Source organism: Desulfogranum mediterraneum DSM 13871 (assembly GCF_000429965.1).
Taxonomy (GTDB): domain Bacteria; phylum Desulfobacterota; class Desulfobulbia; order Desulfobulbales; family Desulfobulbaceae; genus Desulfogranum; species Desulfogranum mediterraneum.
This window is the reverse complement of sequence record NZ_AUCW01000020.1, coordinates 72,497-97,045: the sequence shown is the minus strand read 5'-3', so window position 1 is coordinate 97,045 and position 24,549 is coordinate 72,497. Positions and strand designations below refer to the sequence as shown.

At 59.8% G+C, this 24,549-nt stretch carries 18 protein-coding genes and 1 tRNA gene; 14 read left to right on the top strand and 5 right to left on the bottom strand.

The features are described 5' to 3' along the window. Nucleotides 1-48 precede the first annotated feature (48 nt). Together G494_RS22985 and G494_RS0111020 are read left to right on the top strand one after the other, a co-directional pair. Nucleotides 49-2,766, top strand: coding sequence for a DUF2339 domain-containing protein (locus G494_RS22985; protein WP_084456684.1), 2,718 nt, complete (start codon nt 49-51; stop codon nt 2,764-2,766). Beyond that, nucleotides 2,763-4,199, top strand: a complete 1,437-nt coding sequence (locus tag G494_RS0111020; protein WP_028584589.1) for a DUF3999 domain-containing protein — start codon at nt 2,763-2,765, stop codon at nt 4,197-4,199. Before G494_RS22985 ends, G494_RS0111020 begins: the two co-directional genes overlap by 4 nt. Nucleotides 4,200-4,230: 31 nt before the next feature. On the opposite strand, the gene G494_RS22980 is transcribed toward G494_RS0111020, so the two are convergent. Together G494_RS22980 and G494_RS27915 are read right to left on the bottom strand one after the other, a co-directional pair. Further along, the gene (locus G494_RS22980) at nt 4,231-5,469 is read right to left on the bottom strand and encodes an aminotransferase class I/II-fold pyridoxal phosphate-dependent enzyme (protein ID WP_035246211.1); all 1,239 of its coding nucleotides are present in this window, start codon (nt 5,467-5,469) and stop codon (nt 4,231-4,233) included. A gap of 374 nt (nt 5,470-5,843) precedes the next feature. Beyond that, nucleotides 5,844-7,490 carry an alpha-keto acid decarboxylase family protein gene (locus G494_RS27915; protein ID WP_028584588.1) on the bottom strand — a complete coding sequence of 549 codons (1,647 nt, stop codon included), beginning with the start codon at nt 7,488-7,490 and terminating at the stop codon, nt 5,844-5,846. 268 nt (nt 7,491-7,758) lie between these two features. Between G494_RS27915 and hgcA the strand changes: the two genes are divergently transcribed. From hgcA to G494_RS0110955, 10 genes are all read left to right on the top strand, one after another. After that, nucleotides 7,759-8,907 carry a mercury methylation corrinoid protein HgcA gene (gene hgcA, locus G494_RS0111000; RefSeq protein ID WP_250697403.1) on the top strand — a complete coding sequence of 383 codons (1,149 nt, stop codon included), beginning with the start codon at nt 7,759-7,761 and terminating at the stop codon, nt 8,905-8,907. A 1,352-nt stretch (nt 8,908-10,259) separates the two neighbouring features. Next, a complete protein-coding gene (locus G494_RS0110995; protein WP_028584586.1) occupies nt 10,260-11,195 on the top strand; it encodes an NADH-quinone oxidoreductase subunit B family protein in 936 nt (311 codons plus the stop codon). 15 nt (nt 11,196-11,210) lie between these two features. Further along, entirely contained in the window at nt 11,211-12,752 is a 1,542-nt protein-coding gene (locus tag G494_RS0110990; protein ID WP_028584585.1) for a nickel-dependent hydrogenase large subunit, read from the top strand. Beyond that, complete coding sequence (locus G494_RS25435; RefSeq protein WP_161629972.1) at nt 12,749-13,195, top strand: hydrogenase maturation protease; 447 nt, start codon at nt 12,749-12,751, stop codon at nt 13,193-13,195. Before G494_RS0110990 ends, G494_RS25435 begins: the two co-directional genes overlap by 4 nt. Then, nucleotides 13,195-16,038: a response regulator gene (locus G494_RS22970; protein WP_084456683.1), complete on the top strand. Its 2,844-nt coding sequence runs from the start codon at nt 13,195-13,197 to the stop codon at nt 16,036-16,038. Before G494_RS25435 ends, G494_RS22970 begins: the two co-directional genes overlap by 1 nt. After that, nucleotides 16,035-16,961, top strand: coding sequence for a diguanylate cyclase domain-containing protein (locus G494_RS0110975; RefSeq protein ID WP_028584584.1), 927 nt, complete (start codon nt 16,035-16,037; stop codon nt 16,959-16,961). Before G494_RS22970 ends, G494_RS0110975 begins: the two co-directional genes overlap by 4 nt. A gap of 68 nt (nt 16,962-17,029) precedes the next feature. Then, complete coding sequence (gene hgcB, locus G494_RS0110970; protein ID WP_028584583.1) at nt 17,030-17,320, top strand: mercury methylation ferredoxin HgcB; 291 nt, start codon at nt 17,030-17,032, stop codon at nt 17,318-17,320. Between the two features lie 95 nt (nt 17,321-17,415). Further along, nucleotides 17,416-18,366 carry an HlyD family secretion protein gene (locus G494_RS0110965; RefSeq protein ID WP_028584582.1) on the top strand — a complete coding sequence of 317 codons (951 nt, stop codon included), beginning with the start codon at nt 17,416-17,418 and terminating at the stop codon, nt 18,364-18,366. 2 nt (nt 18,367-18,368) lie between these two features. After that, nucleotides 18,369-19,313, top strand: coding sequence for an ABC transporter ATP-binding protein (locus G494_RS0110960; protein WP_028584581.1), 945 nt, complete (start codon nt 18,369-18,371; stop codon nt 19,311-19,313). Next, nucleotides 19,310-20,422 (top strand): ABC transporter permease, encoded by a 1,113-nt coding sequence (locus G494_RS0110955; protein ID WP_035246208.1) that lies wholly within the window; start codon nt 19,310-19,312, stop codon nt 20,420-20,422. The genes G494_RS0110960 and G494_RS0110955 overlap by 4 nt, the downstream gene beginning before the upstream one ends. Nucleotides 20,423-20,715: 293 nt before the next feature. On the opposite strand, the gene G494_RS27260 is transcribed toward G494_RS0110955, so the two are convergent. Continuing rightward, on the bottom strand, nt 20,716-21,063 hold the full coding sequence (locus G494_RS27260; protein WP_035246206.1) for a hypothetical protein: 348 nt from the start codon (nt 21,061-21,063) through the stop codon (nt 20,716-20,718). Between the two features lie 127 nt (nt 21,064-21,190). On the opposite strand from G494_RS27260, the gene G494_RS0110945 reads away from it, so the two are divergent. Continuing rightward, nucleotides 21,191-21,288: transfer RNA gene (locus G494_RS0110945), tRNA-Sec, on the top strand. A 116-nt stretch (nt 21,289-21,404) separates the two neighbouring features. Beyond that, the gene (locus G494_RS0110940; RefSeq protein ID WP_028584579.1) at nt 21,405-22,544 is read left to right on the top strand and encodes a tyrosine-type recombinase/integrase; all 1,140 of its coding nucleotides are present in this window, start codon (nt 21,405-21,407) and stop codon (nt 22,542-22,544) included. 343 nt (nt 22,545-22,887) lie between these two features. Here the strand turns inward: G494_RS0110940 and G494_RS25430 are convergent, their stop codons facing one another. Both G494_RS25430 and G494_RS25425 read right to left on the bottom strand, forming a co-directional pair. Further along, entirely contained in the window at nt 22,888-23,838 is a 951-nt protein-coding gene (locus G494_RS25430) for a BRO-N domain-containing protein (protein WP_051305605.1), read from the bottom strand. Beyond that, nucleotides 23,822-24,466 (bottom strand): Rha family transcriptional regulator, encoded by a 645-nt coding sequence (locus tag G494_RS25425; protein WP_051305604.1) that lies wholly within the window; start codon nt 24,464-24,466, stop codon nt 23,822-23,824. The genes G494_RS25430 and G494_RS25425 overlap by 17 nt, the downstream gene beginning before the upstream one ends. Nucleotides 24,467-24,549 lie beyond the last annotated feature (83 nt).

Genomic DNA, 24,549 nt, shown 5'->3' with positions numbered 1-24,549 from the left:
GGTATCTGGAATAAGGGTACCTTGAATACCATCTTTGAGAATCCTCCCATGCATATTGTTTTTTCCCTGGTCTTTGCCGTCTTTGCTGCCGCCCTCCTGGATCCCAGCCTGGGTGGCGCGGTGCTGGGCGGGCTGCTGGGCGCCATGGCAGCGGAGCTGCTGGCGCTCCGCTCCCGGGTGCGCCGTCTGGAGGCTGCGGATTCTGTTCCGGCAGCAGATTCCGGCCAGGCCGTGTTGCCGGCCTCCGGCGTGAGATCGGCGTCAGCCGGGATGGCGGCCACGGAACCCGCGTCCCCGGACAGCGCTGTCCAGCGTTCCCATCCCAAGGGCAGCGAGATTCCGAAGCCTCCTCCGGCAGACACCGTCCGACCTGCACCCCAGACCGCCGCCGGCAGCAAGGTCGGGCAGGTCGCCTCCTGGTGGGCCAAGGGCTATGGGCGTCTGTGCGCCCTGCTCACCGGCGGCAACCTGGTGCTCAAGGCAGGGGTGGTGATCCTCTTCTTTGGAGTGGCCTTTTTCCTTAAATATGCGGTCCGGCACAGCCTGGTGCCCATGGAATTTCGCCTGGCCGCAGCCGGCTTGGGCGGGCTGCTGCTCCTCTCCCTGGGCTGGTGGCTGCGGGGCAGGCGGGCAGGCTATGGCCTGACCCTCCAGGGCGCAGGGGTGGGCGTGCTCTACCTGGTGGTCTTTGCTGCTGCCAAGCTCTACCACTTCCTGCCCATTCCCCTCTGTCTGGGCGTGATGATCGGGCTGGTCGGCCTCTCCAGTATGCTGGCCGTCTTGCAGCAGGCCCGGGCCCTGGCCATATTTGCTGCCCTGGGCGGCTTTGCCGCACCGGTGCTGATGTCCAGCGGCGGGGGCAGTCATGTGCTGCTCTTCTCCTATTTCGGGCTCCTCAACATCGGTATCCTGGCCATTGCCTGGTTCCAGTCCTGGCGGGTGTTGAACCTGCTGGGCTTTGTCGCCACCTTTGGCATCGGTTCCCTCTGGGGCTACCAGGGCTACCGGCCGGAGCATTTTGCCAGCACCGAACCCTTTCTGCTCTTCTTCTTTCTGCTCTACCTGGGGGTGGCCATCCTCTTTGCCCGCGGCGGAGCCTCCAGGGCAGAACGCTACCTGGACACCACCCTGGTCTTCGGGACCCCCTTGGCCTTCATCGCCCTCCAGTACCTCCTGGTCCGCGATACCCCCTATGGCATGGCCCTGACCATGCTCTTTCTCGGCCTCTTCTACCTCGCCCTGGCCACCCTGCTCTGGCGAACACGCTCCCGGGCAGGGCAGCGGCTGCTGGTGGAGGCCTTCCTGGCCCTGGGGGTGGTGGCCGGCAGCCTGGCCATTCCCTTTGGCTTTGACGGCAAGTTGACCAGTGCTGCCTGGGCCCTGGAAGGGGCAGCACTGCTCTGGGTAGGCGTTCGTCAGGACCGCTTCCCGAGCCGCTGCTTTGGCCTGCTCCTTCAGCTGGGCTCGGCCCTCTACTTCCTGGGCTCGGTCTGGTACCCCTTTGAGGCGGCAGTGCTGTTGAACCGTCACTTCCTGGGCTGTCTGCTCATTGCCACGGCCGCCCTTGCCTCCAGCTACTTTCTGGAGAAGAACTCCAAGGGCCTCCGCATCAGGTTGGGCGAAGATCGGTTCCACTGGCCACTGCTCATCTGGGGCATGTCCTGGTGGTACTATGGCGGTTACCGGGAGATGACCATCCATGCCCCGGGCTATGAGCTGGCCAACGGCCTGCTCCTCTTTGCCGCAGGCTCGACCATTGTCCTGGCCATGGCGTCCAGGCGTCTCTGCTGGCAGCAACTGGCCCAGGCGCAGATGCTGCTCCTGGTGATCATGGTCCTGGCAGCAGTAAAAGGGCTCCTGGGCGCAGGCTTCCATGACCACCTTTTGGGCGGCTGGGGAGTGGTGGTCTGGCCCCTGGCCCTGGTGGTGGAGTACCGGCTGCTCTACCACTTTGAACAGTGGTGGCCCCGCCGCCTGGCAGCGGCCTGGCACCTGGGTACCCTCTGGCTGCTGCTGGCGGTGATCTGCCAGGAGGTCGACTGGCTCTGGCAGCGGCTGCCTGAGTTTTCCCCAAGCTGGTCCCTGGCCTGCTGGGGGCTGCTGCCGGCCCTGCTCTTCTTTGTCCTCCGGCGCTGGGCTCGTCTGCCCCTCTGGCCGCTGGAGCGTCATCGCTCGGCCTATCAGGGAGCGGGCTGCACGGTCCTGGCCTGTTTTCTCGGTTGCTGGCTGCTGCTGGGAGGGGCTGAGCCGGGCGGGGCCGCACCGCTGCCCTACCTGGTCCTGCTCAACCCTCTGGAGCTCTCCCAGCTCCTGGTCCTGGGGCTGCTGGTCTCGGCCCGGGTCGGCAGGCAGGGCGATGACAGGCTGCGCTCCCTGCTCACACCCCAGAGGCTGGCCTGGGGCTGCGGCCTGTTCTTCTTTTTCTGGTTGAACAGCGCGGTTGCCCGTGGCGTTCACCACCTTCTCGGGGTGAGCTACACCCTGGCAGCCCTCTATCACTCGGCAGAGTTCCAGGCGGCCCTGGCCGTGCTCTGGAGCCTGAGCGCCCTGGTGGTGACCGGCTGTGCCACCCGTCTTGTCCGGCGTTCGCTCTGGTTTGCCGGGGCCGTGCTCCTGACCATGGTGGTCTTGAAACTCTTTTTCATCGATCTGGCCGGCAGCGGCACCCTTGCCCGGATCATCTCCTTTCTGGTGGTGGGGCTCTTGATGCTGGTGATCGGCTATTGGGCGCCGCTGCCCCCCAAGGCTGCGGGGGAGCGATCATGAAGGGGGGGCTGTGGCAGCACCTCCTCAAGGCTGTGCTGCTGCTCTGCTGGTTGCCGCTGCTGGCGACGGCCGGAGGGGCGGCCTGGGGGGAAGCCCTTCGGCCGGATGATTTTGCTTACGGTTACCTGCTGGAGACCCCGCCGGGCGGCGCCATCTACCGTTTGGGCCTGCCTGCCTCGGTCTACCGGGAGGCAAGCCGCTCGGATCTGGCCGATCTCCGGGTCTTTAACGGTGCTGCCGAGCCCGTGGCCCATGGCCTGCGCCGCGGGATCCGGTTGGAACAGGATCTGGTCAAGCAACTGAAGGTCCCCTTCTTCCCCCTGGCTGGGAGCGGATCTGCAGCGGAACAGGGGTTCAGCCTGGACCTGCGCCTGGGACAGCAGAACCAGGGGACCCGCCTCAGGGTGGAGGCGGATGCTTCGACAGCAGTGCCTGGGAAGGGGAAGGGAGGGCGCGGCTATCTCCTTGATCTGAGCGAGGTTTCGCAGAAGCCCGCTGCCCTGGAGTTCCACTGGCAGAGAGGGGGCAGTGCGGGCGGCCCGGGGGTAGTGGCGGTAGAGCTGCTCCAGAGCCGTGACCTCAACCGCTGGACCACCCTGGTTGGCCGGGCGAGCCTGGTTGATCTGGAGTATCATGGCCAGCGGGTGGTGCGGAGGAGGATTGAGCTGCCCCGTTTCCACCAACCCTATCTCAAGCTCATCCTGGAGCAGGGCACCGAGCTGGTCCTGGAGCGGGTGATGGCTCTCAGTGGTGCCGATCCGGGCCAGAGCCTCCACTGGACCCTGGCCGCTGCAGCCACCAGAGATCGGGCTCAGCCGGTGGAGCGATTCGACTATAGCTCTGGCGGTCATTTTCCGGTCAGTGCGGTTCGGCTGCTCTTTCCCGGGAACAACACCGCCCTGCGGGCCAGGATCTCTTCCCGGCGCGACCCCGATGGCCCCTGGCACAGCCGCTGCCAGGGGCTGTTCTATCGCCTGGAGTTGGAGGGGGGCTCCCTGAACGGAGATCCCTGCAGCTTTGGGCCCAGCCGCGACCCCTTCTGGCGGCTGGAGATTCTCGACCAGGGCAACGGTGCACCCCGGGATGGAGCCATTGGCCTGGAGCTGGGCTGGCACCCGGACGAGCTCCTGTTTACTGCCCAGGGGGCTCCCCCCTATCTCCTGGCCGTGGGCAGCGGCAAGCTGAGCAGGGAGGCCCCGCGCTCAGAACTTTTGAGCCAGCTGGTGGCCGGCAAGGGCTGGGAGGAGCAGGAGCTGCTGACCACGGCCACCGTGGGCCAACGGCGGGAGCTGGGCGGCAGCGCCGCCCTCAGCCCGCCGGTCCCGCCCCTGCCCTGGAGGCAGTGGATCCTCTGGGGGGTGCTGCTCTCCGGACTGGGGCTGCTGGCCTGGATGGTCCGTGGCCTCTGGCGGGAACTCTCCGGCCGCCGGTGAAGAGCCGGAGAGTGTTTGTCCTCCTCCCTGCTCAGGCTGTGGCCAGGGAAAAGGTGCCGGCCGCCATCTCCCGATCGATCTCGGCCATGGCCCGGCGCATCTGCTTGAGGGCCTGCCTGATCCGGTTCTCGTTCTCCACCAGGGCCAGGCGGAGATAGCCCTCTCCCTCCTGGCCGAAACCGGCACCCGGGGCCACGGCCACGTTGGCCCGTTCCATCATCTCAATGGCAAACTGGACCGAACCCATCTGGCTGTAGAGCCGGGGGATCTTGACCCAGAGGAACATTCCTGCCTTGGGGATCTCCACCTCCCAGCCCATCCGGGTCAAGCCCTCGCAGAGCACATCCCGTCGCTTCTGATAGAGGGCCACCTGTTCGGAGATGGTATCGTCACAGTCGCGCATGGCCACGATCCCGGCCACCTGGATGGCGGAAAAGATCCCATAGTCGTAGTAGCCCTTGATCTGGGCCAGCCCCTGGATCATCTTCTGGTTGCCCACACAGTAGCCCAACCGCCAGCCCGCCATGTTGTAGGACTTGGAGAAGCTGCCGAACTCCACTCCCACCTCCAGGCTGCCCTCTGCCTCCAGGAAGCTGGGGGCCACATAGCCGTCATAGGTGACCCGGGAGTAGGCAAAGTCATTGATCACCATGAAGTCCAGCTGCCGAGCCATCTTGACGATCTCCTGGAAGAATTCCCTGGTCGCCAGGGTGCCGGTGGGGTTGTGGGGATAGTTGAGCATCACCAGCTTGGGTCCGGGGCAGAGGGAGCGGCACATGGTGTGGATCTGCTTCAGGAACTGCTCCTCGCTGCTCAAAGAGACCCGCAGCACGTTGGCCCCGGCAATCACCGCGGCATAGACGTGGATGGGAAAGGCCGGAGCCGGCACCAGGACCGTGTCTCCGGGACCCAGCAGGGCCAGACAGAGGTGGGAGATCCCCTCCTTGGAGCCGATGGTGCAGATCACGTCATCCGCCCCGTTGAGCTCCACCCCGTAGTTTTCCCGGTAGTAGAGCCCGATCTCACGCTTGAGGTTCTTCATCCCTCCGGCCTCGGGGTAACGGTGGCTCTTGGGGTCGATGGCGACCTGGCAGAGCTTTTCGGTGACCTGCTGGGGCGCGGGATCGATGGGGTTGCCCATACCCAGGTCGATGACATCCTCGCCCTGCCAGCGTTTCTCCATCTTGATCTTGTTGATCATCCCAAAGAGGTAGGGCGGGAGATGCTGCATCCGCTCGGCATACTTGATCTTGTGGGGTTTATCGCTCATGGTGTGCTCCTCCGTGTAGGTGAGATTGGGGTCGTGGTATCTGTGGAGGCCATGCCGCGGTGCAGGCATAAAAAAAGCCTGAACCGTCATGGCCCAGGCTGAAGAGACGCCATGGACCGGGAACTGGTCCAAATGGCGTTTGCGTGCTGTTTTTTGCTAAAAAAGAGCGTTCGGCTGCCATTGAACCAGGTTCATGGCCGCCGCCGCTCTAGCGGTATCTCTGTTCTGCATTGATTCTATATGTAGATTACTCACTGATAATGAGGGATTAAATGGTATTCAGTACCATACGGTATCGGTGTGCAGCTGTCAAGACCAGGGAGCGAGGGGGGCCTCGGCCCCCGGGTCGTGGTGATGGGCGGGACACCGACCGCCTACTCGGCGGATTCCTTGACCCTGGCCCCCAGCTTGGCGGTCAGCCGGTTCAGGGCCGGTGAGCGATCGTCCCGGTCCAGGAGGACCTCGATGATGGTGAACTCCTCGTTCTTCTCGGCCGCTGCCAGGGCCTGGCAGAGCTCGGCCTGGGTATGGACCAGGAAGCCCTGGCCTGAGCCCAGGATCAGCGGCAGCTTGCTGAAGGCCCAGGGGTGGACATCGTTGTAGGCGCCGTCGAGCATGGGGCGTTCCGTGGAGTAGCCCTGGTTGTTGAGGACCACCACGATGGGGTTGAGGCCGTAGCGGGCGATGGTGGAGAGCTCCACCCCGGTCATCTGGAAGGCCCCGTCTCCCACCAGCACCAGCGGCCGGGCATAGGGGTTGGCCAGCTGGGCGCCCAGGGCACCCGGGACTGCAAAGCCCAGGGAGGCATAGTAGGCCGGGCTGAGGAAATCGGCGGCATTGTGGACAAAGAGGTCGTTGGCCCCGAACAGGGCATCGCCCACATCGGCGACCACCATGGTCTCGGCCCGGATAAAGGTGTTGAGCTGTTGGAACAGCGCGGCCACGGTGATGGGGCTCTCGCCGCAGGGGTCGCTGATGGGCCTTGCCGGCTGGGGCCTGGGGATGGGGCCCAGGGGACGCGGTTCGATGGGGGCCCGGGCCAGGCCGCGGAGAAAGTCGGCAAAGAGGACGGTATCGTAGTAGTGGTGGCGGATACTGAGTCGTTCACTGGTGGCATAGATCCCCCGGCTGGGGTCGATGTCGGTGGTAAAGAGGCCCAGGTTGAGATCAGAGAGGAAGGTACCCAGCATCAAGAGACAGTCGCTCGACTCCACGTAGTGGGTGACCGCCTCGGTGCCGCCCTCAAAGACGCCCAGATAGAATTCCTCGGAATCCGGGACCACGGACTTGGCCAGCATGGTGGCGGCAACCGGGATGCCCCGGCCCCGGGCCAGGGCGACCACCTCTTCCTGGAGGCCGAAGCGGTGGAGCTCCACCCCGGCCAGGATGACCGGCTGCCGGGCCTGGTTGATCAGGCGGGCGGTTTCTTCCAGGGCCTCTTCCAGGGCCTCGGGGTCGCTGTGGAGGCTTCGGTCCTCGCTGCTGCTGACGGGATGAATAGGGGCAAAGACCAGGTCTCTGGGCAGCTCGATATAGACCGGCCGCTTCTCTTCCAGGGCGGCCAGGATGACCCGGTCGATCTCCTCCTGGGCCGTCTGCGGAGAGTCGAGCACCGTGGAGGCCACGGTGAACTCGGCAAAGACCCTGGCCTGGGTGGAAAAGTCGGTGATCTGGTGGTGGAGCAACCGCTGCCGATCCCGTTCAGCCATACCCGGGCTGCCGCTGATGATCACCACCGGCGATTTTTCGGCATAGGCCTGGGCCGTGGTGTTGGCGAGCTTCAAACCGCCCACCCCGTAGGTGACGCAGACCGCCCCCAGGCCGGAGATGCGGGCGTAGGCATCGGCGGCAAAGCCAGCCCCCTGCTCGTCAGAGGTGTTGATTAACTCGATCAGGGGGTTCTTCTCCACCAGGTCATAAAAGCCCAGCACATAGTCACCGGGGATACCGAACATATGGCGGATCCCGCATTGATGGAGTTTAGTGATCAGATATTCGCCAACGTTTGTCTGGGTACTCATGGGGCCTCCTTTAAGGGTAGGATGCGCGAGATCGATGGCTCAGGGGATAGGCTTGCTGTTGCTGCCTGCTGTTGTGCTCTGGAAAAGGTGATCCTTAAAAAAGTATATCCCAGCAGCTTCTGCTTGTCCAACCGCTGCTCCGCCTTCCTTTGCCGCTCCTGTCCCTTGACTGCAGGGGGGATGATCGTTTATCGTTCAGGAAAATACCCATGACCAGGAGAGCAGCATGCACCAGCAGGACAACAGCCCCCCCGCTCCCCCTGATTCCCTGCAGTCCGGTCCGCTGCCGGATCTGCGGGCCTCGGCCCCGCCTTCGGGAAAGGAGAGCGAGCCCTGTTGAGGCCCGCCCCAGCAGCCCCGGTCCGGGGCCCATCACCGTGCCGGTTACGCCCTGAGTCCCTGGGTCAGCGGCTTCATCGACTCGCCTCTGGGGCCGGTCCCCCGGGTGACCACCGCACCGCTCTGGTCTGATCGCTTAGGAACCATCGGGGCCCGGCTGGGGGCCATCCGCAATACCTACCTGGTTGCTCCGGGGATCTATGGGGTGGGCAATCCCCAGGCAGACTCGCCGCTGCTGGTCACGGCCAACTACAAGCTCTCCTTTGACCAGCTGCGCTTCCAACTGGCCGGTATCGATGCCTGGATCCTGGTCATCGATACCCGGGGAATCAATGTCTGGTGCGCCGCCGGCAAGAACACCTTTTCCACGGCTGAACTCGTCTACAGCCTGGATCACTATCAGCTCTCCCGACTGCTCAGCCGCCGCCGGCTGATCGTGCCCCAACTTTCGGCCCCGGCCCTCTGCGCAGAGGAGGTCCGCCGGCAGAGCGGCTTCAGAGTGATCTTCGGACCGGTGCGGGCGGCAGATCTGCCCCGCTTCCTGGCCCAGGGCGAGGTGGCGGATGAAGAGATGCGCACGGTCACCTTTTCCTGGCAGGAACGGGCGGTGTTGATCCCGGTGGAATTCTTCCTGGTGCTCAAGCCCCTGGCCGCAATCCTGATCAGCTGTCTGCTCATTTCCGGCCTGGGACCAGGTTTCTTCTCCCTGGAGGCCGTGCTCAGCCGGGGGCCGCTGCTGCTGATCACCACCCTGGCCGCCATCTGCAGCGGCACGGTCCTGGTACCGCTGCTCCTGCCCTGGCTGCCGGGTCGCCAGTTCTGGCTCAAGGGCTTGTTGCCCGGTCTGCTGAGCGGGGGGCTGTGCTGGCTCTTTGCCGCGCCATTGGCCGTGGTTGAAGGGCTGGCCCTGCTGTTCTGGTCGCTGAGCATCGCCTCCTTCCTGGCCATGAACTTCACCGGCTCCACCCCCTTTACCTCGCCCAGCGGGGTCGAGTATGAGATGAAGCGTGGCCTGGTGGTGCAGTTTGCCCTCACCGGTCTGGCGCTGACGCTCTGGCTGCTGGCGCCCTTCCTGTAAGCTCACCTTGAAAAGTTGCTTTTTCTTCCAACCTTGGCGTTGCGCTCAAAGTTTTATCTGCTGAACCATGAAACTCAGCCATTTTTCTTCTACCTTGGGAGACAGCTTGAATTTCCTGGTACTGAGGTAGGGGGTCTTTTTTTGCTGTCATTGCCACGCAGGAGAGCGTCCGGACCGCTGGTAACCTGCTTGGTGTCTTGGTGTCTTGGTGGTCGTCATTCCCGCGCAGGCGGGAATCCAGTTTTTGGGGAACCAGGCAGCGCTCCAGCGTCTCCATCTTGGCGAGCAGACCGAAGGGGTCACTCTACACCGGTGTGAGCAGCGATCAGTCAGGGCCTTTCTGGGAACAGAAAAACATTCAAATAGAAACCCTTATCAAGAAATGGAGCAGTGAGGAAATGTCCCCCTGTGCATCGCATTATATCAGGCAAGCCTATAAGGCTACCTTGAATAATGGCTTTTTCTTCCAATCTCTGCGTTATGCACTAAAAATTACCCTCGGAATATCGATTATATGCCTGTGGTAATTTTTCTCGCATGCCTTGATCTTGATCGAAAAATCTCATTGTTCAAGACACCCATAAAAGACCTGGATGCCCGCCTGCGCGGGCATGACGGTAGAGGGGAGGACTAGACGGTAATGGAAGGAATGGATAGATCGGTCTGCAGCAGCACTACAAAGAGGGTGTGCCAAGATAATCCCGATATACGTGCTGTTATGGTGAAGGCGCAGCACTTTTCAGAGTCGTCATTCCCGCGCTGGCGGGGGCATGACGGTAGAAACCGTGGCATGAAGGAAAAAGAATACAAAGGACAATAGAATCAGCGAACTGCCTATATGGAGAGATACATTTTGGCTGGGTCTTATACCTGGTCGGGAAATTTTATCCTCGAAATATCAAACCTATGGCTGCTGTACAATGGCTCGCGCGCCTGGACCTTGCCTGAACAATCGGATTTTTCAAGGACCCGGAAGTTTTTTCCGCCCAGATCCTGAGCCGGTCCCGTCCCGGTCGTCCGCAGTCTCCGCATAAACAGCGCGGCCGCTTACTCCCGGAGCCTGCGCCCGGGCTGACGTTTTTTTTAGGTCTCCCCTGGATTCAGTGATATAATTATTGCTGGAGAGGGCCTTCACGCCCTTCTGCTTGACCCGGACGAGCCCATGCTCCCGGCGCAGAGGTACAATCAGACCTGCTTCCGGGCAACTCTCCAGAGGTGTCCCCTATATTCTTGAAGGGTACCTTGAGCAGAGGCTGGGCGTTCATCGGGCGGTCGCCTCCTGATCACAGCCTGGCCGGCGTGCTCGGTGCGTACTCCGGCTACCCTTCAACCAAGAGAGAGGAGAACCTGGAATGAAGAGCGTATATTGGTTACAGGGGGGAGGCTGCGGCGGAGATACCTTCTCCTTTTTAAGTAGTGAATATCCTGATATCATTGAGCTCTTTCGCCAGTTGAACGTTCAGCTCCTCTGGCATCCCTCTTTTTCTCACCTTTCCCCGGCCAGCCATGAAGATCTCCTGGCACAGATCCATTCCGGGGAACAGACCCTCGATATCCTGATGGTGGAAGGATCCGTCATCTGTGGACCGGCTGGTACCGGGATGTTCCACACCAGGGACGGCCATCCCAGAAAGGAGTTGGTCTACAGCCTGGCATCACAGGCCAGCTCTGTGGTGGCCGTGGGAACCTGTGCCTCCTTTGGTGGTTTTGGCGTTGATGCGGTGATAGAGGCAACGGGACTGCAATTCACCAAGAAACAGCGGGGTGGATTTCTGGGAAAAGATTTCACCGCCGGCTCCGGACAGCCGGTCATCAACCTGGCCGGCTGCCCCTGCCATCACGATGTGGTAGCCGGGGCGATCGTTGCCCTGGCCAACGAGGTAAGCCTCGAGCTGGATGAGTATCAGCGTCCCCTCGAGTGGTACGGCACGACTGTCCACCAGGGGTGCACCCGCAATGAATATCATGAGTACCGGGTGGAGGAGTCTGACTTTGGCGAGATGGGTTGCCTCTTTTTTCACATGGGCTGTGCAGGCCCCCTGGTGCCGGGCCCCTGCAATAAGTTGCTCTGGAATCAACACTCTTCAAAACCCAGGGCCGGAATCCCCTGTTTCGGCTGCACAGACCCGGATTTTCCCAGGGCCACGCCCTTTTTTCAGACCCCCAATATCGAAGGCATTCCCCTCTCTCTGCCCATGGGAGTCAACCGTGCCCATTATATGGTCTATAAGGGCATGGCCGCCGCTGCCGCCCCCGAGCATCTGAAGAATCGGAAATCAAAAGTATAAGCTGGAAAGGACGATATGAAGACCCTGAGAGATATAAATATTCCGTTCAACAGGGCCGAGGGTGATCTCGAAATCCGGGTTGACGTGGAAGACGGTATCGTCAGCGATGCCTGGAGTGTGGGCACCATGTTTCGTGGCTTCGAGGAGATGATGCACGGGCGGGGAGCACTGGATGGCCTGGTGGTGACCCCTCGTATCTGCGGCATCTGTAGTCTGACCCACCTCACCGCAGCGGTGGAGGCCCTGGATGATGTTGCCGGGAGTAGTCCCCCCGACAATGCGCGCCGTCTGCGTAACCTGGCCCTGATGGTTGAAACGATCCAGTCCGATCTCCGCCAGGCCGTGCTGATGTTTATGGTGGATTTTGCCAATCAGGAGGCCTATCAGGACCATCCCCTGGGAGAGCAGGCGCAGCAGCGCTACAGCCCCCTGCAGGGAAGGGCTGCAATCGAGGTCATCCGGGAAAGCAAACGGCTTTTGCAGATGGTGGCCATCATCGGCGGACAATGGCCCCACACCAGCTTCATGGTTCCCGGGGGGGTCACCTCGATGCCGGAACGATCCAAGCTCCTTCAGTGCGGAATCATCCTGGAACGGTTTCGTGGTTGGTATGAACGAAGCATCCTCGGCTGTTCCCTGGAAAGATGGCTGGAGGTACAGAGCAGCAGGGATCTCGATGGCTGGCTCGATGAAGATCCCTGCCATCGAGAGAGTGAGCTTGGTTTTTTTATCCGTTTTGCCCGGCAGGCAGGACTGGACACCTTGGGCAGGGGTCCAAATCGCTTTCTCTCCTATGGCAATTTCACCCTCCCCCAGGAGACCGGAGTGCAAGGTGTTGGTGGAAGATTGATGGCTCCTGGCTTTGCCGTCGGAACCGAGGTCTCCTCCTTCACGGCCTCAAAGATCAGTGAAGACCTCTCTCACTCCTGGTACCAACAGGGTGATGGACCAGCCCACCCCTTTGCCGGCAGGACCAGACCCTATGCCTCGGGACAGGGGGGCAGGTCCTACTCCTGGATAAAGGCGCCCCGCTACGGAGGAGAGGTCGTTGAGACCGGCCCCCTGGCCGAGATGGTCATGGCCGGCAATCCCCTGTTTAAGGATCTGCTCGCCCAGGCAGGCCCCAATGTCCTGGTTCGAGAGTTGGCACGGCTGGTCCGTCCTGCCCATTTTCTGGAGCCCATGGCGATCTGGGTTGACGAACTGCTGCACAGACGGCAGGAGGATTTTTACCATGCCGTCAAGTCCATCCCAGACGGTGAAGGCGTCGGGATGATTCAGGCTGCCCGAGGCGCCCTGGGACATTGGCTCAGGATCAGGGACGGCAAGATTGGCCATTACCAGATCATCACCCCCACCGCCTGGAACGGCTCCCCCCGTGATGGCGCCGGTCAGCGTGGTCCATGGGAAGAGGCCCTGATCGGTACCCCGATTAAAGACCTGAACAATCCCGTCGAGGCAGGGCATGTGGTCCGCTCCTTTGACCCCTGCCTGGTCTGTGCGGTCCATTGTCTGAGCAGACCAAAGGGGCCACCTCTCAGGGGATGGAGCCGGTGAAGCGTCAGATCATCTGTATCGGCAACCGCCTGGTCCCGGAAGATGCCGCCGGACCGGCGGTCTTTGACCGCCTGGGGGAACTGCAGCCCCTGGCTGACGGGATAGAGCTCAGCGAAGGCGGACTGGCCGGCCTCAATCTCCTGCCCCTGTTGGAGCAGGGGGGCAGGGTCGTCTTTGTCGATGCGGTCAGGGGATTTACCCGGCCGGGTGAGCTGGTCGTTCTTGACCAGCGGCAGATCGTGGCCAGCCTCGATGACCGCCATTTCGGCCATGGGGCGGGGCTGGCCTATGTCCTGGCCGTACTTCCCGAGGTCTGCGATGGAGAGCCGCCCGAGGAGATTGTCCTGGTCGGCCTTGAAGGGGCCTGTAGCGGCCCCTTGATTGAACGGGCTGCCGGACTCAGTCTTGTCCTCGCTGCCCATGGTTTGCAGGGGTGCAGCTGATGGAAAAGAAGAGTAGAGCCGCAATGGAGCAGGAGATCGAGATGCTGCGCGGCGAACTCAAGGTTGCCAGAGAGGCGGCTGAAATTAGCGCCGACCTGGTGGTGAGGCAGTTTGAGCAGACCGAGAGCATGCTCCATAAATTTCAGGTCGCGGATGCTGAACGGCAGGCTGTGTTGGATGCCGCCACCCAGCTCTCCATCATTGCCACCGATCTGGACGGGATCATCCGGCTGTTCAGCAAGGGGGCTGCCACCCTGCTGGGCTACAGTCCGGCAGAAATGATCGATAACTGTAGCATCCTTGACCTCCATCTCGCAGACGAGCTCGAACACTATGGTCAGCAGCTAAGCGGGGTGGCCGGATCCAGCCTGCAGGACATGAAGGTCTTTGACCAGTTTGTGAAACACAAACACAGCCAGGCCCAGGAGTGGCTCTATCTGTGCAAGGACGGGGCGCATCTGCCGGTGAGCCTCTCCATCACCAGCCTCTACAACCCCGATGGCCGTGTGGATGGCTACCTCTTTACGGCCATGGACAAGACCCTCCAGAAGCAGATGGAGGCTGAGCTCATTCAGGCCAAGGAGGCGGCCGAGGCGGCCAATGCCTCCAAGGGGGACTTCCTGGCCCGGATGAGCCATGAGATCCGTACCCCCATGAATGGGATCATCGGTATGGCCTCGTTGCTGCAGAAGACCCCCCTTGATCCCAGGCAACGCAACTATGCGGATAAGATTCTTGGCTCGGCCAATATCCTGTTACGGCTGATCAACGACATCCTCGACTTTTCCAAGATCGATGCAGGGAAACTGCAGTTGGAAGAGATCCCCTTCAACCTGGAGGATATCCTCGGCAACATCGCCAATGCCATCGGCATCCAGGCCGAGATGAAAGGGTTGGAGTTTTTGTTTCAGATCGATCCCCAGGTTCCGTATAGGCTCATCGGAGACCCCCTGCGTCTGGGACAGGTGCTGATGAATCTGGCCAGTAATGCCGTAAAATTCACCGACCAGGGTGAGATTGTGATTTCGGTCAACCTGGAAGAGCGGGGCCAGGAGGAGATAGTCGTCCGTTTCACCGTCTGTGACAGCGGCATCGGCTTAAGAGAGGATCAGCTTGGCCTGCTCTTCAGTGCATTCAGCCAGGCCGATGATTCGGTCACCCGCAAGTATGGAGGCACAGGGCTTGGACTGGCCATCTGTAAACAGCTGAGCGAGCTGATGGGAGGGACGATCTGGGCTGAAAGTCAAGCGGGAAAGGGTTCGGAATTCATTTTTACGGCACGGTTACGCCTTGCTGAGGTCGAGGGAGAGCCGCCCCGGGTGGCTTCGGAGCTCTTAGAGGGGCTTCGCGCCCTGGTGGTGGATGATAATAGCGCGAGCCGCGATGTTCTCTCCACCATGTTGAGATCGTGGAAGCTTGAGGTGGATACCGCAGCCGACGGCAGATCGGCCCTCTCCCGTCTTGAGCAGGCCGTGCAGCGCGGTGCCCCCTACGATGTGGTCCTGCTCGACTGGATAATGCCTGGAATCGACGGCATCGAGACCGCCAGGAAGATTAAGGCCAACACCTCCCTCTCAAAGGTACCGGCCATGCTGATGGTGACCGCCAACGGACGTGAGGAGGCCTATCTGGAGGCCGATGAGGCCGGTCTCCAGGCCTTTTTGCTGAAGCCGGTCTATGCCTCGGTTATGTACAATACCCTCTTGGATATCCTCGGCATTGCAAGGGATTCGGGAACAGTGACCATCAGGGAGCAGTCCCGAAGCGTGGATCTGGAGAAGATTCGGGGAGCCCATGTCCTCCTGGTGGATGATAATAGGATCAATCAGGAGGTGGCCAGGGAGTTTCTCCTGGATGCCGGCATGGTGGTCACCATCGCCTCCAATGGCAGGGAGTGCCTGGCTGCCCTGGAGCAGGAATCCTTTGCGCTTGTCTTCATGGATATCCAGATGCCGGAGATGGATGGCCTGGAGGTAACCAGAAGGATCCGCAGCCAAGGTCGATACAGGGATCTGCCTGTTATCGCCATGACCGCCCATGCCATGGCCGGAGACAGAGAGAAGAGCCTGGTCGCAGGCATGAACGATCATATCACCAAGCCCCTTGATCTGGACCTCCTCCATCAGACCTTGCAACGGTGGATACCGGAACAACAGGCTGCAAGCCACCCAGGATCACCCCGGAAACCAAGCCGGGGTTTGCTGCCCCTTGAGGAGGAGTTGCCTGTCTTGGCCGGGATCGACCAGGCGGCAGCCCTCGATGTGCTGAATCAGAATCAACAGCTCTTTGTGAAGATGCTCTATGATTTTCAGAAGGGCTACTCCGCTCTGCCAACCCAGCTGCGAGACTGGTCAGGGACGGGTGACTGGCGGCAGATTCAGGATATGGCCCATACCGTCAAGGGGGTGGCCGGGTATATCGGTGCCTCTGCCCTGATGAGGGCCGCCCGCAAGCTGGAAGAGTTCCTGAAAAAAGATCAGCGGGAGGAGGCGGCAAACCAGCTTGGTTCCTTTATCGATGCCCTGGATGCCATCCTTTCCAGCCTCTCCGCCCTTCCTGCGCTGGCGGAAGCTCCCCTTGCCCGGGATAAGGAGCTTGGCCTGAGTTTTCTTGGCGGCCAGGAGCCTGAGGGAGAACTGCAGCTGCTCATCGACCAGCTGAGCAAGGGAGAAGCGGCAGCAGAGGAACAGTTTGTCCAGGTGGAGCAACTCCTCTGCCAAGCCGGGGTCGACGAAGAGTTGCGGCTCATTGCTGAACTGATTGATGAGATCGAATATGAACAGGCCGCAGCCCTGGGCGGCGATTTATTGCGCAGGCTCCAGCAGAAGGGTGATGATAGATGAAGTCGCAGCAGGAAAAGGCCCGCATTCTGATCGTTGATGATGAGAAGATGAACCTCAAGGTCTTGGCAACCCTCCTGAAGGAGGAGTATACGCCGGTACTTGCCAGGAGCGGCGAACAGGCCCTGCAACATGCCTGGAGCGACCTTCCTCCTGACCTCATCCTCCTGGATGTGGTCATGCCGGAGATGGGAGGCTACGATGTCCTGAAGCAGTTGAAAAACGATGACAAGACCAAGCATATCCCGGTCATCTTTGTCACGGCACTCAGTTCTGTGGAGGATGAGGAGCATGGACTCAGACTTGGGGCGGTGGATTATATTACCAAACCCTACTCCCCACCCATTGTAAAGATACGGATCCGCAATCACCTTCGTTTTGTCCATCAGTATAAGCTGCTGGATCAATTGGCCCATCTGGATGGTCTTACCGAAATTCCAAATCGCCGCCGTTTTGAGGAGGTGTTCCGGAGGGAGTGGGCACGAGCTGTTCGCAACGGCAGCCCCATCTCTTTGGCAATGGTGGATGTGGATTTTTTTAAGCAGTATAACGATCATTACGGCCACGCCATGGGGGACCTTGCCCTCCAGGGGATCGCCCAGGCCCTGGAGCGGGATCTGAAACGACCGGGAGACCTGATCGCCCGTTACGGGGGTGAGGAGTTTGTGATGGTCCTCCCGGAAACGGATCTGCCTGCAGCAAAGATCGTGGCCGAACGCGCCCGCAATACCGTGGCCGAGCTCCGTATCCCCCACGAATACTCAGAGGTTGCCGCCCATGTATCCGTCAGCATTGGCGTGGGCACCACCACCCACCAGGGAAGGGCCATATCGCCTGAGACCTTGTTGGAGGCAGCGGATAAAAATCTTTATCTCGCCAAGGAGAATGGTCGTAATCAGACCGTGGGCAGTGTATTCAATGAGTGAGGCAGGGTGCTCACCCAGATAGGCTGAACAGATAAACCGGCAATGAGCTCTGCTCAGGAGGCCCAGAGGTGCAAGCATTTCGTTATATCGATGGTACGGTCACTCTCCGGCTCGACCGTCAGGACTGCATCGGCTGCGGTCGCTGCAGCCTGGTCTGTCCCCACCGCATCCTCCGGCTGGAGGGGAACAGGGCGGTCATCGTTGACCGTGACCGCTGCATGGAGTGCGGTGCCTGCCAGACCAACTGCCCCACCCGGGCCATCACCGTCTCTCCAGGGGTGGGTTGTGCCGCCCATATCATCAGCCAGTGGCTCAACACCCTCCTGGGCAGACAGGTTTTTAAGGGCTGCTGTGAGTAGTCCCTGGTAGAGCAGGAGGATCTCAGCTGGTTTGTGGAGGTTTCCGCTCTTCAGGGCAGCGGTATATCGTATCTTGAGGGAGAGGAGTTGGATCTATGGGCTACCGTGGAAAGTTGCTTTTTCTGGGGCTGCTCCTGGTCTTGAGCGGCTGCCGGGAGTCTCCTCCCCAGGCCCTGGGGACCCTGGAGTGGGATCGGCTCAACAGCCGGACTCCGGCCGGCGAGCTGATCACCGAGCTGGCGGTCCGGGAGGGGAGCCGGGTTGCTGCCGGGAGCGTGCTCGTCCGGATCGATGATCGCAAGATCAGTCAACAGCTGGCGGAAATTCAGGCCCGCCTGGAGCAGGCGGGCTGGCGGCTCAAGGAACTGGAAAACGGTCCCCGTCCCCAGGAGATCACCCGAGCCCGGGCCCGGGTGAGTGCGGCCCGCGCCGCCCTGGAGTTCAGGCGTACCCTGGTTGTCCGTCAGCAGGAGCTGCTGGCCACCGCAGCCAGCAGCAGGCAGAAGCTGGATCTGGCAGAGAACAACGCCATCCAGGCCAGGAACGAGTTGACCGTAGCAGAGCAGGAGCTGGCCCTGCTCCAGGCCGGAACCCGGATCGAGCAGCTTGAACAGGCCCGGGCCCGGGAAAGTGAGCTGAGGGCCCACCTGGCCTACCTCAAGCTGCTCCGGGAAGAGTATACCATCAGGGCCTCCAGGGCCGGCCTGGTGGACAGCCTGCCCTTTAAGGCAGGGGACCGGCCTCCGGCCCAGGCCGTGGTCTGTACCCTCCTGGCCGGAAAGCAGCCCTGGGCCAGGGTCTATGTGCCCGAGCCCTTCCGCTCCCGCCTCCGTCCCGGAGCGACCTACAGCCTGCTGATCGACGGTCGGGATCGAGCCTTCAAGGCCCGGCTGCGCAGCATCTCCAGCGAGGCCGCCTTTACCCCCTACTTTGCCCTCTCCGAACAGGATCGAGCCCGGCTCTCCTATCTGGCCCAGCTCGATCTCATCGAGGAGGATGCCGAATCTCTCAGCGCCGGCACCCCGGTGCAGCTGATCTTGGAGTAGGGATGGAGGCCGTCATCCGGGTAAGGGGATTGAGCAAACGGTTCGGCGACTTCACGGCCGTGGACCAGGTGGATATGAGCATCCCGCCCCATGGGGTCTACGGTTTTCTGGGCCCCAACGGCAGCGGCAAGACCACCGCCATTCGGATGATGTGCGGCCTGTTGGCGCCCACGGCGGGAGAAATCGAGGTCCTGGGGATGCGTATCCCCGAGCAGACCGAGCTTATCCGGCGTCAGGTGGGCTATATGACCCAGAAGTTTTCCATGTACGCCGACCTGACCATCCTCCAGAATATGGAATTCATGGCCCGGATCATGGGGGTCAGGCGGGCAGAGCAGAGGGGGCGGATCCGGGAGTTGCTGCAGCGTTTTCGCCTGGAGCCTTTCAGCAGACGGCTTGCCGGAGCCCTCTCCGGCGGGCAGAAACGGCGCCTGGCCCTGGCAGCGGCGGTGATCCATCAACCCCGGCTGCTGCTCTTGGATGAGCCCACCTCCGAGGTGGACCCCAACACCCGCCGCGAGTTCTGGGACGAACTCTTTCTGATGTGTGAGTCCGGGACCACGGTGCTGGTGACCACCCACCTGATGGATGAGGCCGAGCGCTGCCACCATCTGGCCATCATCAACGAGGGCAGGAAGGTGGCCGACGGTAGCCCGGAGGCCTTGAAGGGGCAGCTGGGTGCCGGAGTCTTTGCCATCGACGGGCCCCAGATCACCGCCATCCGCAACCATCTGGAGGGTGTCTCCCAGGTCCTGGCCACCACCCGGATCGGACTCTCCCTGCGGGTGATGCTCATGCCCGGGGTGGTCGATGGGCTGGACTGGCTCCGGGAACACCTGGCCGGCTTTACGGCCGGGATTGAGCCTGCCGGCGCCACCATCGAGGATGTCTTTGTGATGGCCACCCGGGAAAACGGCGCCAAGGGTGCCGGCGGAGCAGGGCGATGAGCAGCCTGCTCCAGGCCCTGATCCGCATCGGGGCGGTCTGCCGCAAGGAGGTCCTCCACCTGATCCACGATCGGCTGACCTTTGGCATGGTGGTGATGATTCCCCTGTTTCAACTGGTGCTGTTCGGCTACACCATCAACACCGATGTCCGTCAGGTGCCGGCCGGGCTGGTGGATCAGCCGGCCAACAGCTTTTCCCGTCAGCTGGCCCTGGACCTGGAGGCAACCCAGGTCCTCCACTTTATTGCCCGTTGCGCAACGCCCCAGGAGCTGGAGGGGCGGATCCGGGACGGCGAGCTCAGCGCCGGCCTGGTGATCCCCCCGGATGCCGAGGAGCGCTACCAGCTGGGGGATCGGCCTACGGCCCAGCTGGTGGTGGACGGCTCAGACACCATGGTGGCCGGGGCCCTGCGCCAGTTGGCCAACTTTCGTTTTGCCCCGGGCAGGACCCTCTCCAACCGGGATACACCCCAAGCGATCTCGGTGCGCCTGCTCTACAATCCGGAGCGGCGGGCGGCCCTGTTTACGGTGCCGGGGCTGTTGGGGGTGATTCTGACCATGACCATGATCATGTTCACCTCCATTGCCATCGTCCGCGAGCGGGAGCGGGGCAACATGGAGCTCTTGATCGCCACCCCCATCAGGAACCTGGAGTTGATGATCGGCAAGATCATCCCCTATATCGGCATCGGCCTGCTCCAGGTCTCGGTGATCCTCTTCTTGGGGGTACTCCTCTTTGCCATCCCGGTGGCCGGCAAACTCCTGGAGATCTACACGGTCTGCCTGATCTTTATCCTGGCCAACCTCACCCTGGGACTGATGATCTCCACCCTGGCCCGCAACCAGCTGGCTGCCATGCAGATGTTCATCTTTGTCTTTCTGCCCTCCATGCTGCTTTCCGGATTCATGTTCCCCTTTGTGGCCATGCCCCGGGTGGCCCGGCAGCTGGCCGAGGTGCTGCCCCTGACCCACTTCCTGCGGATCATCCGCGGGATCATCCTCAGGGGAGAGCCCCTTACCGGTATGGGCGCAGATATCGGCTATCTTCTGGGCTTTGCAACGCTTTTTCTGGCGATCAGCGCCTTTCGTTTCAGCAAACGGCTGGAATAGGGCCAGCAGAGGGGGGCTGGCCGTGACAGGGGGGGGCTCCTGTCTGCAAGGGCCTGCGAACAGCTTGCCTGTCGGCAATCGTGGATCAGGGGAGCTTCCAGGATGGAGGGCATCCGGGAGGGAGAGGGGTCGAGAGGGCGTGCACCGGCTCAACCACCAAGGTCGAGCCGGTACTACACCGTCCCTGTTCAGCAGCTGCGCCGATAATCAGCCCATGGCTGCTTGCCGGCGTTCTCTCTCAGGCGCTTATCGAGTAGCGCCTGGGATGGAAGAGGGAGGGGGGAAGACCTGTTTCAGGGATGTTCCCCGGTTTCCAGATTACTGGTAAGATCTTCGCTCTCCTCGTCCTCGTCATCGTCATCGATATATTTTTCCTGGACTTCCTCGTCCTCCTCGTCCGGAGAGATCTCCGGGGTGGGACGATCCTCCTGGATCCGAGCAGCCTTGGGAATCTTGGATTCAGGGAGAACAATCTCCCGAATTTTTTCTATTTCGTCGGACAGGGTCAGTTCTGCCTGGCAGATTTCACAGTCCTTGACATGCTGGTCGACAAACTGCATCATCCGTGCAGGTGCCATGGTCTCCTGCTTGACGCGCAGGTACCAGTCTTTAATCAGGCGAAGTAGTCGCTCACATTCCATCTCTATTCTGGGAGTATCCCATCCTGTTATAACTCTGGGTTGATAAGGGGGTGGTTTGACGAACGGCTCGATTATAATAAAAAGTTGTTTTTCAGGTCAATACATATTACGCTTAAGATGCAAAAGGGGAAGTGGAAAGGGCACTGGTGGCCCTCCCGGACTTCAAATCCGGTGTGACGGGTGAACAGCCTGTCAGGTGGGTTCGATTCCCATGCACTTCCGCCATTCATTCTAATGCGTTAGCTCCTCAAGTTCCTTGGGGGGCAATTCTTCAGATTCCTCATATTTAGCCTGAAATCGGTCCAATCCTCTACTGTACATCTACCAGAGGAGCGGAAGAAATGTCTCAGGTTCATCTCACCACAAGAACGTTAAATAGCCTTCAGTCAGAGGATACTCCATACTTCATTAGAGACGCAACATTAAGGGGATTCGGGGTCAAGGTTAACCCGTCAGGCCAGGTAAAATACGTCGCTGAGTTATGGCATGAGGGGAAGTCTTTCAGAAAAACTTTCGGTGCATATCCTCTACTGTCTCTCCATGAAGCCAGAATGAAAGCTCTGGAAATAATCGCAGACATCAAGGCAGGAGTCCACGAAATTCACCAGAAAGACCTCCCTTTAGGCTCTTTGTTCGAGCAATATCTCTCAGGGGGAAGGCTGAAACCGCGAACGATTCAAGATTATCGGGAGGCTGTCGGGTTCTATCTCGCTGATTGGTTAGATTCCCCTGTCCACTCCATCAGCAAAGATATGGTGGAGAAACGGTTCTACGAGATCAGGGATAAAGGGATCAACGGCGGCAAGCCGACTTTCTCCCAGGCAGCTAAGACTATGCGGATCCTGTCGGCCCTGATGAACTACGCGAGAGCCGATGAACTCATCGACAACAATCCTGTTGATGTCCTGAAACTCAAACGGGTGGATAGGGGAACACGGAAGAGGGAGCATTACCTGAAGGCTGAGGAGGTCAGAGAATTGTTGCGTGTAACGACCTCAGACAGCCACCCTATGGTTTTAGGGTTGCAGTTGATCCTCTACACTGGTCTACGTAAGAACGAGGCCCTGAAACTAAAATGGGACGATCTCATAGAGGTTGACGGCGTGTTCTGCTTGCTCATTAAAGATCCCAAGAATAGACGACCACACTACGTACCTGTCACCTCAGCTACCCAGGCCATCATTGATAAGGCCAGGAACTCCACCCCATATCTCTTCCCCTCGACACAAAAGAAGGACAGCCATATCAAGGATACTCGATCCACGTTGAACAGGCTCGCTGGGTTACTTGGGTTCTCCTTTCAATGCCATGATCTCCGCAGAACCTTTGCCACCAGGGCAACCGAGGTCGGCATAGACTACCTGATGGTGAAACGCTTGCTCAATCACAAGAGCAACGATATCACCGCCCAGTACATCCAGTGGCATTCCAGAGAGAACCTGCTGGTGGCAAAGAGGGTATTGGAGATGGTCAGGTATTGAGTCCCTCCAGGGGACAGGCCTCTTCCTTCAGGGGTATGTACACTATGTAGACCCCTTTCATCATCACCCATCTGAAACATAAACGGGTTGACCCCTTCATGATCCATGAGCTTGACGGTCATACCATCGAGAGCGAAACCATGGGCAGGTATGGTAAGCGGTACATGCCAGAGATACTGCTAAGGGAGGCTATTGAGAAGATTGAGTACGGGATAACCTGAGAGGGTCTTGAAACAGGACACCTTATATGGCCGTCAAGCTCATGGTCCCTGCCGACCTTTCACACCAATAGCATAGAGACCTTTAGTTTTCCCCCTATGCTCCTGATAAATAAAGTTCAACTCTAAATCAGTTTGGCACCTGTAATACCTGCCCTCTCTCTTGTATTGTACATAGATTTACATTCTGGACATTGGGAATTACCACCATATGTATTTTGGTCTTGTAGCGGAAATATCCCTCTACGCGTTTCAATACAAGCTGGGCATGCATACTCACCTATGTCGCCCGTATGTTGATAGACAACAGCTCTACCATCTGTTCTCGTTTTTACATACTCATTGAGACGTTCACTCCAATCATCTCTAGCTCTCAACTTTTCAGTAAGCCGCCTGTTTTCGTCCTGGATCCTGATTGTACTAGTTTGAATCTCTATCAAAGATGCGAGCAGTTCAGAAACCTTCCCCTCTGCATCATTTATAGAGCCTAACGCTTCGCTCCCCTTACCCTCTGACACTTGGGTTTTGACATCCTTGAACAGGCCGACGACTGTTTTTAGTGTTGAAGCACATGTGCCGATGGTTGCCACCAAACTAACAGGTTCCATGTTTTCCTCCTTGTTAATATAATCAAACCTTAACCTATCCTTTCTCTTTATGACATCCTGTTGACCAAGTGTACTGACGTTGGACGATTTCGCAAGATATAAGGGCAACACCTCTTCCATCACCCAGGCCTCGAACTGTTCAACTCCGGCAAGCCTGGACTTGATGATGAGTCGATAAAGGTCTGACTCTGGGATGATCTGCAGGCCACGAGGCGGGATATCCAAAGGTACCGTTTCGGTACTTTTAAGTATTTCAACATACTTACAGTGTCTCTCGACATCCCTACTTAGGTTAACGTACCCCAGCACCTCAGCGACATCCTTGGCAACAAACCAAGGTTCTCCATCTTTGGTGATGGTGCGAACTTCATGGTCTTCATAGTCAAACGGGGTGATTGCTGGTTCAGGGTGCTCCGGGATGATCTGGAGGTATCTTACCTGTCCCCCTGTTTTAAGGGGGCAGCTCATGGTTCTCCTCAGTCAACCGTCGCCACTCATGGACGAGCTTTGCGGTGAACTCAGGGGAGAGCTGGGCAACCACGATGTACGAGTGGTCCTCGTTTACGTAGTAGACCTTCACCTTATGTGCCCGTCCCATCGAGTCAATTTGTTCTTCCTCCATTGGGGTAACAACAATTAATTCCCTAAGTTCAAGGCGTTCCATGGCACGCTTTACATTATCATGCCGTGGAAGATCCCCAGGTTCACAGAGCGGCTCCGCGATCTGCTTGCTGCTCATCATCATTTCGCCATTGACCTCTTTCAGGTCACCGTTGATTGTCATGAGTTCGCTCATGGTTGTTCTCCTCCATTGGAGTAAAGTCTCCAGCTCAATCCAGCGAGCGATCACAGCAGCCCTGAGGTCAGCCCGGTAGCCTGTGATCAGGGTCATGGTGGCGTGGAAGTCGAGTTGGTACATCTGGCTCTGGCGGACTGCGCCATTCCCGATCTCAACAGGATAGGACATCAATCCAAAACTGGATTCATGTATAGCCTCCTGATCTACCAGGGTTCTAATGTCCCGCATAACATGCTTGTGTTCCTTCCCAGTCCGCTCAGCGATCTGCCTTGAGGACATCTTCTGGTCGCTGTTCATGGGGAGGTTGATTGCTGTGGGGCAAGCGGGTGATCAGCTAAGGACTCCCGGTGGGGAATGGATGGTACAGCAGGGAGGATAAC